Annotated in this window: 17 protein-coding genes and 2 pseudogenes; 14 read left to right on the top strand and 5 right to left on the bottom strand. The window is 35.5% G+C overall.

What is annotated here, in order from left to right; all coding sequences use genetic code 11:
• The first annotated feature begins 541 nt into the window (after positions 1 to 541).
• The 4 genes and pseudogenes from H5157_RS07815 to H5157_RS07800 all read left to right on the top strand — a co-directional run bounded on the left by H5157_RS07815 (position 542) and on the right by H5157_RS07800 (position 3,331).
• Positions 542 to 973 carry a hypothetical protein gene (locus tag H5157_RS07815; protein WP_024600383.1) on the top strand — a complete coding sequence of 144 codons (432 nt, stop codon included), beginning with the start codon at positions 542 to 544 and terminating at the stop codon, positions 971 to 973.
• Positions 974 to 1,262: 289 nt separating this feature from the next.
• The gene (locus H5157_RS07810) at positions 1,263 to 1,712 is read left to right on the top strand and encodes a hypothetical protein (RefSeq protein ID WP_182715381.1); all 450 of its coding nucleotides are present in this window, start codon (positions 1,263 to 1,265) and stop codon (positions 1,710 to 1,712) included.
• Positions 1,713 to 1,800: 88 nt separating this feature from the next.
• Entirely contained in the window at positions 1,801 to 2,214 is a 414-nt protein-coding gene (locus H5157_RS07805; RefSeq protein WP_182724498.1) for a hypothetical protein, read from the top strand.
• Positions 2,215 to 2,274: 60 nt separating this feature from the next.
• Positions 2,275 to 3,331 (top strand): annotated as a pseudogene (locus H5157_RS07800) (IS110 family transposase).
• A 228-nt stretch (positions 3,332 to 3,559) separates the two neighbouring features.
• Here H5157_RS07800 and H5157_RS07795 read toward each other — a convergent pair.
• Positions 3,560 to 3,808 (bottom strand): annotated as a pseudogene (locus H5157_RS07795) (transposase); the annotation flags it as partial.
• A 438-nt stretch (positions 3,809 to 4,246) separates the two neighbouring features.
• Here H5157_RS07795 and H5157_RS07790 point away from each other — a divergent pair.
• From H5157_RS07790 to H5157_RS07770, 5 genes are all read left to right on the top strand, one after another.
• Entirely contained in the window at positions 4,247 to 5,404 is a 1,158-nt protein-coding gene (locus H5157_RS07790; RefSeq protein ID WP_182724497.1) for a DUF547 domain-containing protein, read from the top strand.
• Between the two features lie 605 nt (positions 5,405 to 6,009).
• On the top strand, positions 6,010 to 6,492 hold the full coding sequence (locus H5157_RS07785; RefSeq protein WP_024591717.1) for a hypothetical protein: 483 nt from the start codon (positions 6,010 to 6,012) through the stop codon (positions 6,490 to 6,492).
• Between the two features lie 35 nt (positions 6,493 to 6,527).
• A complete protein-coding gene (locus H5157_RS07780) occupies positions 6,528 to 6,821 on the top strand; it encodes a hypothetical protein (RefSeq protein WP_182724496.1) in 294 nt (97 codons plus the stop codon).
• A 47-nt stretch (positions 6,822 to 6,868) separates the two neighbouring features.
• Complete coding sequence (locus H5157_RS07775; protein ID WP_220496824.1) at positions 6,869 to 7,099, top strand: hypothetical protein; 231 nt, start codon at positions 6,869 to 6,871, stop codon at positions 7,097 to 7,099.
• Positions 7,100 to 7,206: 107 nt separating this feature from the next.
• Positions 7,207 to 7,641, top strand: a complete 435-nt coding sequence (locus tag H5157_RS07770; protein ID WP_182724494.1) for a retropepsin-like aspartic protease — start codon at positions 7,207 to 7,209, stop codon at positions 7,639 to 7,641.
• A gap of 103 nt (positions 7,642 to 7,744) precedes the next feature.
• On the opposite strand, the gene H5157_RS07765 is transcribed toward H5157_RS07770, so the two are convergent.
• Both H5157_RS07765 and H5157_RS07760 read right to left on the bottom strand, forming a co-directional pair.
• Complete coding sequence (locus H5157_RS07765) at positions 7,745 to 8,779, bottom strand: methionine synthase (RefSeq protein WP_182724493.1); 1,035 nt, start codon at positions 8,777 to 8,779, stop codon at positions 7,745 to 7,747.
• Positions 8,780 to 8,857: 78 nt separating this feature from the next.
• Positions 8,858 to 9,835 carry a DUF1852 domain-containing protein gene (locus H5157_RS07760; RefSeq protein WP_024599076.1) on the bottom strand — a complete coding sequence of 326 codons (978 nt, stop codon included), beginning with the start codon at positions 9,833 to 9,835 and terminating at the stop codon, positions 8,858 to 8,860.
• Positions 9,836 to 10,439: 604 nt separating this feature from the next.
• Here H5157_RS07760 and H5157_RS07755 point away from each other — a divergent pair.
• From H5157_RS07755 to H5157_RS07735, 5 genes are all read left to right on the top strand, one after another.
• A complete protein-coding gene (locus tag H5157_RS07755) occupies positions 10,440 to 11,189 on the top strand; it encodes an ATP-binding protein (RefSeq protein ID WP_182724492.1) in 750 nt (249 codons plus the stop codon).
• 136 nt (positions 11,190 to 11,325) lie between these two features.
• Positions 11,326 to 12,339, top strand: coding sequence for a DUF5924 family protein (locus tag H5157_RS07750; protein WP_182724491.1), 1,014 nt, complete (start codon positions 11,326 to 11,328; stop codon positions 12,337 to 12,339).
• A gap of 71 nt (positions 12,340 to 12,410) precedes the next feature.
• Complete coding sequence (locus tag H5157_RS07745) at positions 12,411 to 12,647, top strand: hypothetical protein (RefSeq protein ID WP_076926026.1); 237 nt, start codon at positions 12,411 to 12,413, stop codon at positions 12,645 to 12,647.
• An 11-nt stretch (positions 12,648 to 12,658) separates the two neighbouring features.
• Positions 12,659 to 13,102: a hypothetical protein gene (locus H5157_RS07740; protein ID WP_182724490.1), complete on the top strand. Its 444-nt coding sequence runs from the start codon at positions 12,659 to 12,661 to the stop codon at positions 13,100 to 13,102.
• Positions 13,103 to 13,224: 122 nt separating this feature from the next.
• A complete protein-coding gene (locus H5157_RS07735; protein ID WP_182724489.1) occupies positions 13,225 to 14,028 on the top strand; it encodes a hypothetical protein in 804 nt (267 codons plus the stop codon).
• Positions 14,029 to 14,096: 68 nt separating this feature from the next.
• Here the strand turns inward: H5157_RS07735 and H5157_RS07730 are convergent, their stop codons facing one another.
• Both H5157_RS07730 and H5157_RS07725 read right to left on the bottom strand, forming a co-directional pair.
• Positions 14,097 to 14,417, bottom strand: coding sequence for a hypothetical protein (locus tag H5157_RS07730; protein ID WP_182724488.1), 321 nt, complete (start codon positions 14,415 to 14,417; stop codon positions 14,097 to 14,099).
• A 12-nt stretch (positions 14,418 to 14,429) separates the two neighbouring features.
• Complete coding sequence (locus H5157_RS07725; protein ID WP_182724487.1) at positions 14,430 to 15,476, bottom strand: YHYH protein; 1,047 nt, start codon at positions 15,474 to 15,476, stop codon at positions 14,430 to 14,432.
• Positions 15,477 to 15,646 lie beyond the last annotated feature (170 nt).

Below are 15,646 nucleotides of genomic sequence, written 5' to 3'. Positions count from 1 at the left end.
GAGGAGCCTTCAATCAATCGAACTACTGTATAAAAGGCTTTGGTTGCAGCCAAAGCTTGGGCCTCACATTACCCGAACTTGGTTAAAGTATTAATTAATTTATGGGTTTATTATCCATACAAGAAATTAAGCGGGACTAAAAACAGTTGGCTTTTTGTTCACTACGTTCACTTATTTTAGCCAACCATTTTTTGCCTGTTAATTAGGCGTTATATGGTTCACAGGATAGAAGTATATGGATATATTTGAGTATAAAGTAGAAAAAGTTGGTGGTCTTCTTACATTTCGCACTACCAAATTTGTCCGGTTGCAAACTCGCTGCACAGAACTGGGAAAACAAGGCTGGGAATTAGTTAGCGTAAATTACGATTGGTTTACAGTCACGTATACAATGTTTTTTAAGCGGATACGGCCTAATAAAACCATATAACAATGGTTTTCAAGTCGGACAAATTACAGTTGGCTGTTGTTCGTTCCTCACACATTATAGCCAACTACAATTTGCCGCTTAAAACGGCGTTAGGGTTTTCTGGAGTCACGGATGAAATTTAAACTACCTTTTATTTTCCTCGTATTTATTTCAACATTCGCGTATTCGAATGAAATTGATGAATTCTGGAATACAGAAGCTGCATATAAAAACAAAGCTGAAAGTTATATTTCTCAACTGTACAGCAATAAGCCTGAACTTCTTGTTCTTGAATTTTCTATTAAACGCAACCCAACGAAAATTGAATCTGAATTAGAGCACTATGTATTTTTTAAGGCGCTCGACAAAGCGAGTATCGTTGATACTAAAGATCCTGCTATTCTAGAATGGGCTAAATCTAATGGTATAAGTGCTAAAGATATAACCATCTATGACGTAGTTTTCGAGTTGCCTAAAACTAATAATATCAGTCCAGTAATAATGTCAGTTGGGCAAGAGACTGGCTTTTTAAACAACAAATGGGCAGAGTTAATAAAACCTTAAAAGCACTTAAAATGCAACAAAAACAGTTACTCAGGTTCCGCTTCGCTTCACATTTTAACCAGCTATTTTTGTCCGCTTAAGTGGGCGTTGAGGCTGTAGAATTACTCTTTTTTAAGAAAACAGCCTGTTTTATGGTTTCCAAATGCATTACCTAATGCTTTTAAAGCGCTTAGAGTTGATTTGAGGAACTCGTTTTTTAATTGAATTTGGTTGTTGGAGTTATTCTACAGCCTCGTTAGTTGGCTTAAATTCACCCTGTAGTATGGAATAGATTTTTGGAGTTTTAAAAATGGAGTTTCTCATAGGTTTAATTCTTTTTTTATTCTTCTTTGTTCTAGTAAATTATGTACAAAGCATTGTTGGATTTTACCCTAAACTAGCAAAAGAGTACAAAACGGATTTATGTATTTCTGAACGTTCACTTTTTAAATCAAAAAGTATTAACCTGACAAATGTTGCGGACTTTTCTCAGGAGAAAAACAGTGAATATAGAAATTTTCTAAATATAAAACCATGTAAACAAGGTTTGTTTATAGGTCAAAATAAGATGTTGATTCTACTATTTCCCAATAAATTTTTAATTCCTTGGGGGCAAATCAACCTAATAAAAGAAAAAACTAATTTTTTAAAAAATCAATATCTTTATAAAGTAGAAAGTAAAAAAGAGCCTATTTATATCATTTCTAAATTCGATCTGTTTAAAAGCACAACTAACAAGAATTTAAAGCGGGACTGCTAACAGTTTGCTCAGTTTCGCTTCGCTACACATTTTAGCAAACTATTATCAGCCCCTTAAATGGGTGTTAAATGCAAAGGAATCTCCAGCAATGGATGCGCTCGAAAAATTAGCGGAGAGAAACCGCCAACATAATAAAATAAAAAAGGATGAAAAATTCTCAACGTATTTTCTTTTGTTAGGCTTATTGTCTTTTTACACAGATCTCATTTATTCTAAATTTGTTGTTGGTTTAGAGTTTCCTGAAAGCTTTGGGTATTTTCTGCAATCACTGGCTGGGAATTGTATATTCGCTTTTCCTGTTTTAGGTATGGGGAGTCTTTTACTTTTTCCTCGGTTACTGAAATTGTTTACTTTAATTGTTATTCAAACTTGGTTTACATATTTTTGGGTATTCCATGACTTAACTTGGGTTGGCTTTTTCCCTTTAGTAATTGTGTATATAACTTTTCAAATACAATTACCAAAAATAAAGCAACGTGCCGCAGAAGAAGATGGCATATAACAAGATAATTGGACTCCCAACTTCTACACTTAAGTAGAAATTATTTTTCGGAGTTCAATTATGAATAAGTTAAGAATTGGTGTCGATTTAGCTCATAAATTAATACAAGTTTGTAGTTCTACAAATAATAAAGTGCACTCAAATAATGAGATGACACTGCAACAATTTAGTGAGTACTTGGTATCGCTTAGTCCTTCAACGATTATTTTTGAGGCCTGTGCGAGTGCTAATTATTGGCATCAATTTGCAACTTCACTTGGTCATAATTCCTTACTAATATCTGCGCGATTAGTTATGTCTGTTCGTCAAAGTCAAAAAACAGATAAAAATGATGCTTTGGCTGTTTTACAAGCATCGCTGTTACCAGATGTTCACTTTATTACTGCAAAATCAATTAATGAACAGCAAGCGCAATCAATGCTCAAATTGAGAGAGCACAGTGTTAAACAAAAAGTAGCGCTTAAAAATCAACTCACAGGTTTACTGCGTGAATTTAATACTCACAGGTTTACTGCGTGAATTTAATATAAGCAGTGGTCGCTCAATAAGTCAGTTTGTAGGTACAGTCCAAGATACATTGGAAGATGCCGAGAATGGTTTTTGTGATGCATTTAGAAAAATGCTTAAAGTATCATTGGATTTATATTTAACGTTAACTGAAGCAATCGCGACCTATGATTTAGCATTGGCTAAATGGGTTGATGAAACACCAAGCTGTAAAAAACTAATGCGCCTAGAAGGGGTTGGGATTTTAAATGCCATTCATCTTTTTATTAATTTGTCGTAGGGTGAATTAGCCAGGTTTAAAGCGGGCAAAGATGCCGCTGCTTGTATAGGTTTGACACCGACTCAGCACAGCTCTGGTGGTAAAGTAAGTTTAGGTAGAATAAGTCGGCGTCGAAATACAACATTACGTAGTTTACTGATTACAGGTGCAATGGCTGTCATCCAACAAGTTGTTAAGCGAGAGCCAAAAACAAGTAAAGAGCGCTGGCTTAAAGCGTTAATAGAACGACGAGGAAAAAAGTGTGCAGCAGTCGCATTAGCCAATAAAACGGTTAGAACCGCTTTTTCTTTAATCAATAATAAAACAGAATATAAAGCTGTTTTATTATAAAAAATCAAACATCAGCTTTAGCTAAATTAACAACATGTTAGACGACACAGTATAGTCACAAGAGCGAAAAGCTCGTTAACAAGAAGAGTGTTCTAACACGCGAAATTATCTTGGAGTCGAGGTAGCGCCTCATTTAGAACTCGTACATAAGAAAGCGAATTTATTTAGTTAAAATAGTTGTTGATAAATGGGACTCCACATAAGGGATTATAGTGTCAATTCCTAATTTTAAACCATTTTAGGATCCCACATGACACCATCTCTCACCAGAGAATTAATGATTACTATAAGCTTTCTTATACAGGCAATAATAGCCACTTTTTTAGATTTCCCTGCCGCGGCTAGCCGATGATAAATAGCTTTAAATTTAGGGTTACATTGGATAGCTGACATCATTACCATATACATTGCGGTTCTAATTTTTTGCCGTCCACCTCGTATCATTCGTTTACTCTGATAGGCTCCACTTTCTCGATTAAATAATGGCAAACGACTCGGCTGTATCGAACCGGCTTTCCTTTAAATAAAAAGCGGAACATTACAGTGAATAAAGGGGTGAACAAACTGACCTTACGAGGTCAGATGAAAACGAATGCCTTTACTTTATTGTGTGGCAACTGTATTGCCTTGTTCATAAAATAGAAAAGTTGCAAAACACGATGCATTAAGAAGGGTAAGCCCTTTTACCCTAAATTAAAGCTACTCAACCAGCCGCAACCCCTTCTAAAACGTCAATTAAAACAATATCAAACACTTCTATATTTTGCGTAAAAATACAGTAATCAATTGAACCAAAATAGGAACTCAGCTATGGTTTGTTTATCAATAAAAATAAATAAAAAACGAGTTAATCTAAAGGCTCGTTATGTTGCTCATGAAGAATATGGGCTATTCTACTCAAAATAAGGATTTTTTATGAGTTTATTTAAATTAGTTAGTTTATTGATCAAGTTTAGCTGTTTGTTATTGCTTTTAAGTGCCCCAAAATATCTTCTCGCTGAAGATAAAGCCTACCCTCAATTTAGCGTTTATTCACCTAAATCTAAGTTAACAATAAACTTTGAACCTGTGGATATATTATTAGAATCGAATGTTCTTGATATGGGTCCATCCAGAAGAAAAAATGCTAAACTTGACGAACCTCCGATAGGTACTAAGTTAAGAAATGTTTTTCCCAGTGCTACCCATAATGAAAGTAACAGATTCACATATGAGTTGATAAAATCCCCTAAACAAAAAAGTTTAGTCAATGATGTTAAAAAATATTTAGAATCATTGCCCGAGAAAAACAACCTTAATTTATATTCAAAACAAGAGCAATTGGCCTATTGGCTTAATCTTTATAACATTACTTTAATTAACGAAATTGTTAAGCGGTATCCAATAGTTAGTTTAGAAAAAATATTAACTGGTCCTGACTCACTATTGGATAAAAAGCTAGTAAATATTGGTAGTCTTCAGTTGAGTCTCAGTGACATACAGTATGGGATTTTAGATAAAAACTATAGTAAAGAACCTTTAATTATTTATGGATTATATCAAGGGTATATCGGCAGCCCAAATATCAATAAAAAAGCCTTTTCAGGTAAAAATGTATATAAGTTATTAAAAAATAATGCAACAGATTTTGTCAATTCGAATAGAGGTACAAAAATTGATTCTCTAAATAGTTTAGAGGTCTCTAGTTATTATGCGAGAAATGCTGATTATTTTCCTAATTTTAGCAATGACCTCAAACTTCATCTGTTGCAATTTGCTGATGAAACAACCCATGAAATAATAAATAAGTCGGATAAAATTGAACCCATTATAAATAATTGGGCAATTGCTGATCTATTTGGAAGTAAAAGAGTCTTTGGTGGGGGCATGTCTACTAACTCAGCAGCATCAATAGGAATATCAAGAAATTATGCATTGACCGATAAAGTCACTAAAGACGCGAACACAGGTGGAAAGTTCAGACTTTCACCTAGAGAAATAACCAGGTTAAAGGAGTTAATGAAAGTAAGAGCTAAGAATTACGGTGAGACATCCGTAACGATAACAGACCTAGAATTACAAGATGAAAACTAAAATTTACAATATGAACAGTAGCTCAGTATGATGAGCAAAATTAGGATGACACCCATCCTAACTATTACGAAAAAGGCCAATAAAAACAGTATGAAGAGTGCATTGTTATAAATAATGAATCACGTAAAAAGCTTAACTATGTAGACAAAAGGGAAGAAAAAATAGACAGTTCAATCGGACGACAATAGCTGTTTATTAAAGAATGGCAAACGACTCAGCTGTATCGAACCGGCTTTCTTTTAAATAAAAAGCGGAACATTACAGTGAATAAAAGGATGAATAAATTGACCTTACGAGGTCAAATGAAAGTGAATGCCTTTACTTTATTGTGTGGCAACTGTATTGCCTTGTTCATAATATAGAAAAGCTGCAAAACACGATGCATTAAGAAGGGTAAGCCCTTTTACCCTAAATAAAAGCCACTCAAACACCCGTAATCCCTTCCAAAACGCCAATTAAAACAATATCAAAGACTTCAATATTGTGCGTAAAAATACAGTAATCAATTGAACCAAAATAGGAACTCAGCTATGGTTTGTTTATCAATAAAAACAAATTTAAAAACGAGTTAATCTACAGGCTCGTTATGTAACCAAGGAAGAATCGTGAAATTCTGGAGAAACTCGTCCACAGAACATTATCCAATGTGGAAAGCATTCTTGATGTACATCTGGGTAATACCTGGAGTTCCGATAGGAACCTTTTTAGGTGTTTATTTCTTAGAGGCTCGTAATAGGAGTGATGATGAATTATTACTTAGCTTACTTAACTATCGTTTAGATTTTACTTTGATTATTTTATTTGGTGTTGGTTTTATCCTTTGGGTTTGGTCTATTAGAGCTTTAAGTAAGCCTGTTTTTCAAATTCATCAAAATAGGTTGTACTTTTACGGTTATGGCTTTTTTAAAGATGACATTGCACTTGATTCACTTCAAGAAATACGCTCCTATAATCTTGGTCCGCTGGGTCACCTAATAGACTTTAAATCTAAAGTTGGTATTACCTTTAGATCTTTTGCTTTTCTATCAAACATTAATAAAAGTAAATTAGAAAAGTTTTTTGAGGAAAGTGGTATAAAGGTTACATAACAAGCCAACTAAGCAGGACTATAGCTAGGGAAAGTATGCAGAAAATTTTAGTTTTAGCGGTTTTTTTAGTTTCTGGTTTTGTGAAAGCAGAATCTGATCCTTGTGAGTCAACCCAATATCCAGTTAAATGGGAATCTGAATTAGTGCATCCCGAATCTTATGAGCTTCCAGCCATTTTCTACAAAACTAATTATTCAAAGGTAATTTTACCTGTATCAAAAGCGATAGACTTTGTTAAAAATAATATGGCAAACCATAAGGCATATTTAAAAGACGCTAAAGCTTACATACTTGAAAGCTTATCTAAATTGCCAAAAAAAAACTTATAGACCACTCAAACCTCTTAATTGCAACAGATGGCTTGCAAGGACGAGAGTTGAGTAAAGCTATTCATGTTATGGCTGGATATCAAGGGCTATTCGAGGGATTACTATTAAAAAATGAGGCGTCAGTTAGTATTAATGGTAATTGGGTAAATTCATCAAGCGTTACTTACATGGTAGGCAATAATCCTGCTCCCTTGGATGACTTGAGTTTTGTTCATAAGTTAATTGTTTCTAATTCAAACCAAGTAGTGTTTGAAAAATGTTGGCTAGATAGAAAATAGCCATATAACAAAACGCCCTGAGGTGGGCGACTAGTAAAATTGGCTATTAATTGTGGGAAGCTGAAAATAGTAAGTAATATTTAAAAACTTTATAACAAGGAACGTATATGAATATATTTGAAGACAAAACCGTAATTGAGTTTGAAATATCAGAAACAGGCCACCAAATTGTTGAAGCTAAAATTAACGGTAAATTGTTACGTTTTATTTTAGATACTGGCGCTGGAACGTCAGTTTTAGACAGGGGATGCCTAAGTGAGTTAAGCATTGAAGAAACACTCAATGTTGAGAATGCAGCAGGCTTGGGCACTTCGGATCACGCTATGGGTGATATAGAAGTTCATTCAATAGAGTTTGGAAATGCCTTGTTTGAAAGTCCTGACTTTGTGTCACTTAATCTTGACCATGTTCAGGTAGCGGGTGGTGAAAAGGGAGTACATGGTTTGTTAGGCTCTCCTTTTTTTACTCAATACCAAGCAGTTATCGATTTTTCAAAAAATAGGTTAGAGCTTTTTAATAAAAAAATTAAATATCTAACCTAAATTTTGTTAGTAGATTTTAACTAACGCACCATGTTTATGGATTTTACTATGGCATGGTGCGACAGCTGTTATTGTTTACAATTTGTATTTTAAAGCTACTTTTCTAATTCTCTTTTAGTAATTCTTTTCTTATAATTTCTGCCCCTGCGCTCAAGGCATTTAATTTGCCGTTAGCTATATGGTGAGGTAGTGGAGCCATGCCGCAGTTTGTACATGGGTAGAGTTTGTCGGCATCTACAAATTGGAGTGCTTTACGTAGCGTATTAGCTACTTCTTCTGGCGTTTCGATAGTATGATTTGCTACATCAATAGCGCCTACCATTACTTTTTTACCGCGAATGAGTTCTAGTAAATCCATTGGTACATGTGAGTTATGGCACTCTAATGAGATAATATCGATATTAGATTGCTGAAGCTTAGGGAATGCTTCTTCGTACTGGCGCCATTCGCTTCCTAGTGTTTTTTTCCAATCTGTATTGGCTTTAATGCCGTAGCCATAGCAAATATGCACGGCGGTTTCGCATTTGAGCCCTTCAATTGCGCGCTCTAAACAGGCAATTCCCCAGTCGTTTACTTCATCAAAAAATACATTAAACGCGGGCTCGTCAAATTGAATAATATCAACGCCTGCGGCTTCTAACTCTTTTGCTTCTTGATTTAGAATTATGGCAAATTCCCACGCTAGTTTTTCGCGGCTTTTATAATGATCGTCGTATAACGTGTCGATCATGGTCATTGGGCCTGGCAATGCCCATTTTATTGGTTGCTTGGTTTGCTGGCGTAAAAATTTAGCGTCTTCAACAAACACAGACTTTTGACGGCTCACAGGGCCAACAACAGTGGGTACGCTTGCATCGTATCGGTCACGAATTTTTACTGTTTTACGTTTTTCAAAGTCAACGCCATTTAGGTGCTCTATAAATGTAGTTACAAAATGCTGCCTTGTTTGCTCGCCATCGCTAACAATATCAATGCCTGCTTGTTGTTGGTCGAATAATGACAAGCGTAGGGCGTCGTGTTTGCCTTGGGTTAATTCGTCACCTTGTAATTTCCAAGGTGACCAAAGTGTTTCTGGCTCTGCAAGCCATAAAGGCTTAGGTAAACTGCCAGCGGTAGATGTAGGTAGTAATTTTTTCATAATAAATAATGCCGTATATTTTAGTTAATTATTAAACGTTACGTTAAGCGCGTTATTACTGGTTGTTACTATTAGTTGTTATGACAGATAACTAGTAGAGAATTGCTCAAGAACCGTTTGGTACGGCTTGATAAAATGCTCTTGTGCAAACTTGCCTTGCTCGTTTGCTAACTTGCCGCGCTCTTCTCGGTCATACACAATTTGAGTTAGTGAGTGATCCAAGTTTTTTAAGTTTGGTTTATATGATTTACCCGCTGTTGCGTTGGCATTATAAATCTCTGGTCTGTAGATTTTTTGAAACGTTTCCATCGTACTAATGGTGCTTATAAGCTCAAGATTGCTGTAATCATTAAGTAAATCACCAAAGAAAAACAATGCTAAAGGCGCGGCACTATTTGGTGGCATAAAATAACGTACCTGTAAGCCCATTTTTTTGAAGTATTGCTCAGTTAAAGACGATTCATTTGGTTCGTATTCAACGCCAAGTACCGGGTGTTGGTTTTCGGTGCGGTTGTAGGTTTTGTTATCTGACACACTTAGGCATATAACCGGTGGTTTTTTAAAGTTTTGTTTGTATGTATCTGAATTCACGAATGACTGAAATAGCTTGCCATGTAAAACCCCAAAGTCATCAGGAATACTAAATTGAGGCTTTCCTTTATTGTGCTCTTGTAGGAGTACGCTAAAGTCGTAGTCGCGCACATACGATGAAAAGTTGTTTCCTACAATGCCTTCAATGCGCTTATTAGTTTTATGATCAACAATATTTGTTTTTAATATTTCGATTGATGGGAAGCTTTCGCCGCCGTCTTCAATACCTATCTCAACAGAGACAATTTCAAGCTCAACAGCATAACGCTCACCTTTGGTGTTATCCCAGTGGGCTAGGGCATTAAAACGGTTGTTAATCATGTTTAAGGCGTTACGCAAGTTTGCTTTGCGGTATTCACCTCTGGCTAAATTAGCAAAGTTGGTTGTGATACGCGTATTAGTTGATGGATGATAATTTTCGTCGAGTGAAACGCTCTTAATATTAAATGTAAAATCTTTTTTCATCGTGTTTATATCCAATTTTATAATTTAAACCTGATTGATGCTCTGCGCTTTATTAGCCTTGCAACTTACTTAGCTGGTTTTGTTATTCAGCGGCTTTAAGTTGTTAGTAATAGTGTTTAGCGCTAAGGGATGAGTAATTTATACGTGGATTGGCATATGAAGAAAAACGGTTTAATTTCACATAAAACATGAGTCATATTCATTACACATTATTGTTAGATGCGATTACGTAGTAATTGACGAAAAAAAGGCATAAATCGATAAAAATAAAGGATGGATGTTTAGCCGTTTAGACTTCCTTTTCGTTGGTGTGTACTTTATTCATGTTAAACATGAGGAATATTCAAAGAGTTTTTTTATAGCTATATCAGTGTATTAGTTGGTTTTTAGCATATTGCATCGCTGTTTATAATAAATGTCATCACGGGTAAGTTCCATCTAGCTATATAAGTAGATACCTTAGCTAATCTAATCTCAAAAGATAAACCGACTTTTCTGAGTACGTATATAAATGCCTGTAAATTAATAAAAGGCTATATAATAGCAATGGTAGTACGTTAACTAAGTTATACTCGTTTTTCATCACCTCACCTATTGAGTATTCGTGGATATCAAAGGCACTTGTATTGCATCAACTATTGATGAGCATGGCCCTGTTTATGTATATCAAACAAAAAAGAATCTTATTCTCAGCTTTGACGGAAAAATTTATCAAAGCTGTATTAAATTAAATAATATTAACGGGTTAAGCTTAGCTTATACGCAAGCTATGATGGCTGCGCTTTTTTTTATACCGCACTTAAAAACCGCGATGATAATGGGACTTGGGGCGGGCTCTATAGCAAAAAGTCTTTATCATGCGTTTCCCGCGCTGACTATACATACAGTTGAATATCGTAAAGCCGTTGCTGATATGGCTATAAAATATTTTGAAGTCCCAGTATCAGAACGTTTGTTTATTCATATTGATGATGCGGCAAACTACATGAAAAACACGCAGATAAAAACGGATGTTATTTTTTCTGATTTATACAGCTCAGAAGGGATGGAGTCAGATCAGGTGCAATCATCCTACTTACGCGATTGTAAAAATGCGCTCACTTTTGATGGTGTTTTAGTACTTAATATTTGCCATACCAAAATTGGGCAGAGGGAAGTGTTTGATCAACTACTTGAGAAAGAATTTGCAGGAAAGATTCTTAGTTTTATTATTGAAGGCGGTAATAAAATTGTGTTCGCTTTTAACAATAAAATGCCTGCACTTAGTGAGGATGAATTACTGGTAAAAGCTCACGCGTTACAAAAATTAATAAACGTACCAATGACGCGCTATGCAGAGCTTTTATTTAATTAAAAATGGTTAGTTTGATGTACTGTTAAATGGCGCGTTTAAATCCATCCATCTATCTGTTGTTCATTTAAACTTGGTTAAACTAATCATTCTCTGAATAAAAATAATAAAGTACGTACCCGTACGGAAACACTCATACATGGATTACTGTAAAAATATAATCGCTAAGTTTATAAGCTCGATGCAAAAGCGGCCTGGATTATTGGCTGTGCTGGCGTTTTTGTCGGGCGTTGCTAGCTTTGCACTTGTAGATAGAAAAGAGTCTTTTTCGCAATTTATTGCGTTATTTTTACTTATTAGTTGGTTGTGGCTAATTATTGATAATTGGCTTCGTGATAAAGTAGAAGAAAAGTTTGGTGTGGCTTTATCTCCTAATGTAATGCGTTTTGCGCTACAAATGGTGCAACAAGAAAGCCTATTTTTTGCGTTGCCATTTTTTTTAGCGGTTACGCAGTGGGATCATCCTCAAGCAATTTTTACTTCCCTTATTGCTTTGTGTGCAGTTATATCGGTTATCGATCCCTTTTATTATAAAAAACTTGCCAGAAACCGCACGCTATTTAGCGTGTTTCATAACTTTGCTTTATTTGTTGTTTTGCTTGTTACGTTACCTATTTTGTTAAACCTTACAACGAGCCAAAGTTTAGCTGCCGCACTTGTAACTGCTGTAGTGATTACTCTTCCGAGTTTAAACAATTTAATGCCTAATGCTCGCTGGTGGCGTTTTCCTATTCTTGTATTGATTTTATGTGCTTTAAGCACAGCAGTGTGGCAATTAAGAAGCTATGTGCCTCCTGCAGCACTGCGATTAACCGATATTACGTTAGCTCATGAAGTTGATTTACAGCATAAAAAGCCAGTAGGGAGTATTAAACACTTAGATTCATATACTCTCCACCATCAAGGTTTATATAGTTGGACTGCTGTTAAAGCACCAAGAGGCTTAAACGAAAAAATATTTCATGTGTGGCTTCATAATAAAAAAGAAGTTGATCGGATCACGTTAAATATAAACGGCGGGAGAGAACTAGGTTATAGAGCGTGGACACACAAAGTAAACTTTCCTAAAGACTCTGTTGGTAAGTGGCAAGTAAAAGTAGTCACCGAATCAGGTCAGTTAATAGGTTTAACGAAATTTACTGTTACACCTTAATGATAGTAATAAGTTTGTAATCGAATAAATATTTGATAGGCTATTTTTACAGTGTTTATTGGATGAACGTTATGAGTTTTGCATTTGATCTGTTTATTTGGTTAATGGTAGAGACTATTTTAGGTTTTTTTATTTACTCAACAGGTTGTACTATTTTAAAAATAGTTACCTTTGGTAAGTTTAAATGTGATATTACCGATTACGTATCGTTTAAGGCGAATAAAGCTAAAAATGTTTATTTAATTTGTGTGCTCGGGTTTAGCTTTTACGTGCTATTAATTGGCTTTGTTGCCTACATGAGTCATTAAATTATAATTACATGAATAACAATACGTTATTTACAGCAGGCATTTTAAGCTTTATAGCATCACTTTTACATGTAGCCTGTGTTTTTGGAGGGCCTGATTGGTATCGCCTTTTGGGTGCTGGTGAGCAAATGGCTCAAATGGCAGAGCAGGGCAGTATGTATCCTACTTATGTAACTTTAGCTATTTCAGTTATTATTGCTATTTGGGGCTTTTATGCTCTCTCTGGTGCAGGCGCCATTTTAAAACTGCCATTTTTAAAAACTGCACTCGTATTAATAACCGCAGTGTATTTAATACGAGGTATTGCCGGTTTAATCATTCCTTTTTTAACTTCAAGCCAAATCGTTCATCAGAATTCTATTCAATTTTGGATTATAAGCTCGATAATCTGCTGCATTTATGGGTCATTTTACTTATTTGGTACCCTTAAATGGTGGCGAATAAAAAATGTATGAATGCTAGATTTCCTGATCTTTTAAATTCAAATTATTAAATACTGATAGCTTATTTTTATATTGCGAAATACTATGTGCGACTATTTTTTACGCGCATATATTTTGGCTTTAGGTATCTATAAATGAATAAAACGTTATTGAGTACTTTGCTTGCAGCTCTTATTTGTGCATCTCTTTTAGCTAAAGTGCAGGCCCAAGACGTTCATGCACTTGAGCCTGAATTAGGTGTTGGCGGAAATATTAAGCTAGATGAGGCAAGTACAGCTTATGTTGATGACGGTTTTGATTTTCATGTGCATCCACTTTGGGAAAGTCGATATGTAAGTGAGGGCCGTGACAATTTAGCGGGTAAAGGTATTGCCTCAATCGCAACTGAATTCAATTATAATGAAATAGCTATTATTCCGTGGGTTGCAACGGGTGTTGATAGCGATTATACCGAGTTTAACTTAAATGCTATTTATGCAACTCAGTTATTTAATACCGTTGATATGTTTATTGGTTACAACCATTTAAGATCGCGTGAAAATACCTCTAATGCTCTCGACAATGAGGTTAGCTTAGATTTTTCGTATTTTTACGATGATAAATTTCAGCTCACTAGCAGCGCATATTATTCGTTTGATTCTCAAGGCACATTTATAGAGCTTACGATAAATAAAGGCTACGAGATAAATGAAGCTGTTAATATCGATTTTCAAACGGGGCTAGGGTTTAATGCAGGTTATGTAAGTGATGGCCATAATGGTATTAACAACCTTAAGCTTACAGCTAACGTATCGTATCAAGTTATTAAGCAGCTTGAAGTATACGCATATACTAGCTACACCATGGCAATTAATAAAAATGCTGAGCGCTTTGTGGGTGATCAAACCTTAAAAAACGTGTTTTGGAGTGGTATTGGTCTGAGCTATCTATATCGTTAAAAGTTAGCAGCACAATAAAATGGTTGTGCTGCTTATTAAGAGTTTATCAATAAAAATTAGCCCTAAATTTACATAGCTTTATTAACGTTGGTTTTTAAATCACTCTTTTCTTTTTCGTGAGTGTGGCTTTTTATAGGGGCGGAAATTCCATTATCAATTTTTTGAATCGGTTGGCTTCGTACACACATTAAATCATCAGCCATATACTGGCAGCTGCCAATATATAAATCGTTATGGCCGCCTTCGTATTTACATGATTGAGATTTTACTTTATCTGCGCATGCTTTAACTGCAACACCATTTAACGGCCCTGAATGAGCATTTAAAAATGTGGGTGCTGCAAGTAAAGCCATACCAAACACGCTTAAACAACTACTTTTTATAAACATAACAACTCCTTTTTAATGCTTTTCAGGATCATTTCCTGGCGGTGGACCATTATGATCACCCGGTGGCCCACCTGCAGGCCTAACTGATTCTCCATGTAGGCACCCTATAAACATATTTTCACTAGGACTGGCTGCGTGGTAGTGATAACCCCTTACTTCATCTGTATTACCTCGGCATTCATCAAGTGACTCTTCTTTACCGCTTGTATCACGCATTGCATAAATACCATAACCGTCTATTGCATAACCTATAAGAGGTGCATGTCCACCTTCTGTAGCAGCTGAGTCAGTACAACCAGTGGTAGAGTGATAGTGATAACCTTGGTGTAAATTTATATGGCCACCACAATCATCAAATGCCGCAATGGTATAGCTCTCTAAAATTGCATTAATTGGAGCAGGCCCTGATAGCTCAGTACCGTCTAGTGCTATACCTACTGTTCTTAAGCGGCCAGTATCAGATGCTGGAATAGGTGTAACAGGAATTAAATACGTTAATGAAAAACTATCTTCTAAATACGAAAGTTCACACTCAATACAATTTTGTTTATATTGCTCTTCAACATCAGGGCGAGCTGCACCAGCGCAAGACTCTTTTGTAGCTGTATATCTAATTTCATTTGTTTTAGTGTCGTAAAGTACCCACTTTTCATCGCCGTAGTATTCATCAAGCTTCAGGACAAATTGGCCTGTTAAATCAACTAAATCACCAGTACCTTCTTTACTAAACCAACTGCCAGTTACATCAGCGCCATCGGTCGATGTGCGCGGGCAAAATGGACCCGGCTCTCTACCTGCAGGTGCTCCTGATGTAATTAACTCATAACACTTAGTTTTAGTTCCTTGCGCCGTTTCGCAATCAACAATGTTAGGCTCAGATAAAAAGGCCCCTTTTTTAAACATAGATAAATTTATTGTTTGATTCGTTTTTTGTACTTCACTAAGGGAGCTACTAACTTGCTTAGTATTTTTATTAGTTGGTGAGTCGTCGCAGCCACTTAGAGTTAAAACTGTTGCGGTAATAATGATTGCAAACGCGCTGTAATTATTTGAGCCCATTACTTGTATCCTTTTCAGTATAGGTTTTGGTGTACTTATACTGTGGCATATTACTGGCTAAATGTGCAAAAAGTATGGAGAACGACAAAATAAGCACATGATAAAAAACCTTTAACAGTGTGTGGTTGCTAAAGCGCAGTTTTAAATTTAATTATTAGTGTTCAAAATTA

Origin of the sequence: Pseudoalteromonas sp. SG43-3, from assembly GCF_014164385.1 — a bacterium.
GTDB lineage: Bacteria > Pseudomonadota > Gammaproteobacteria > Enterobacterales > Alteromonadaceae > Pseudoalteromonas > Pseudoalteromonas distincta.
Note: the sequence above shows the minus strand (reverse complement) of the source record. Positions and strands in the feature narration are given on the sequence as shown.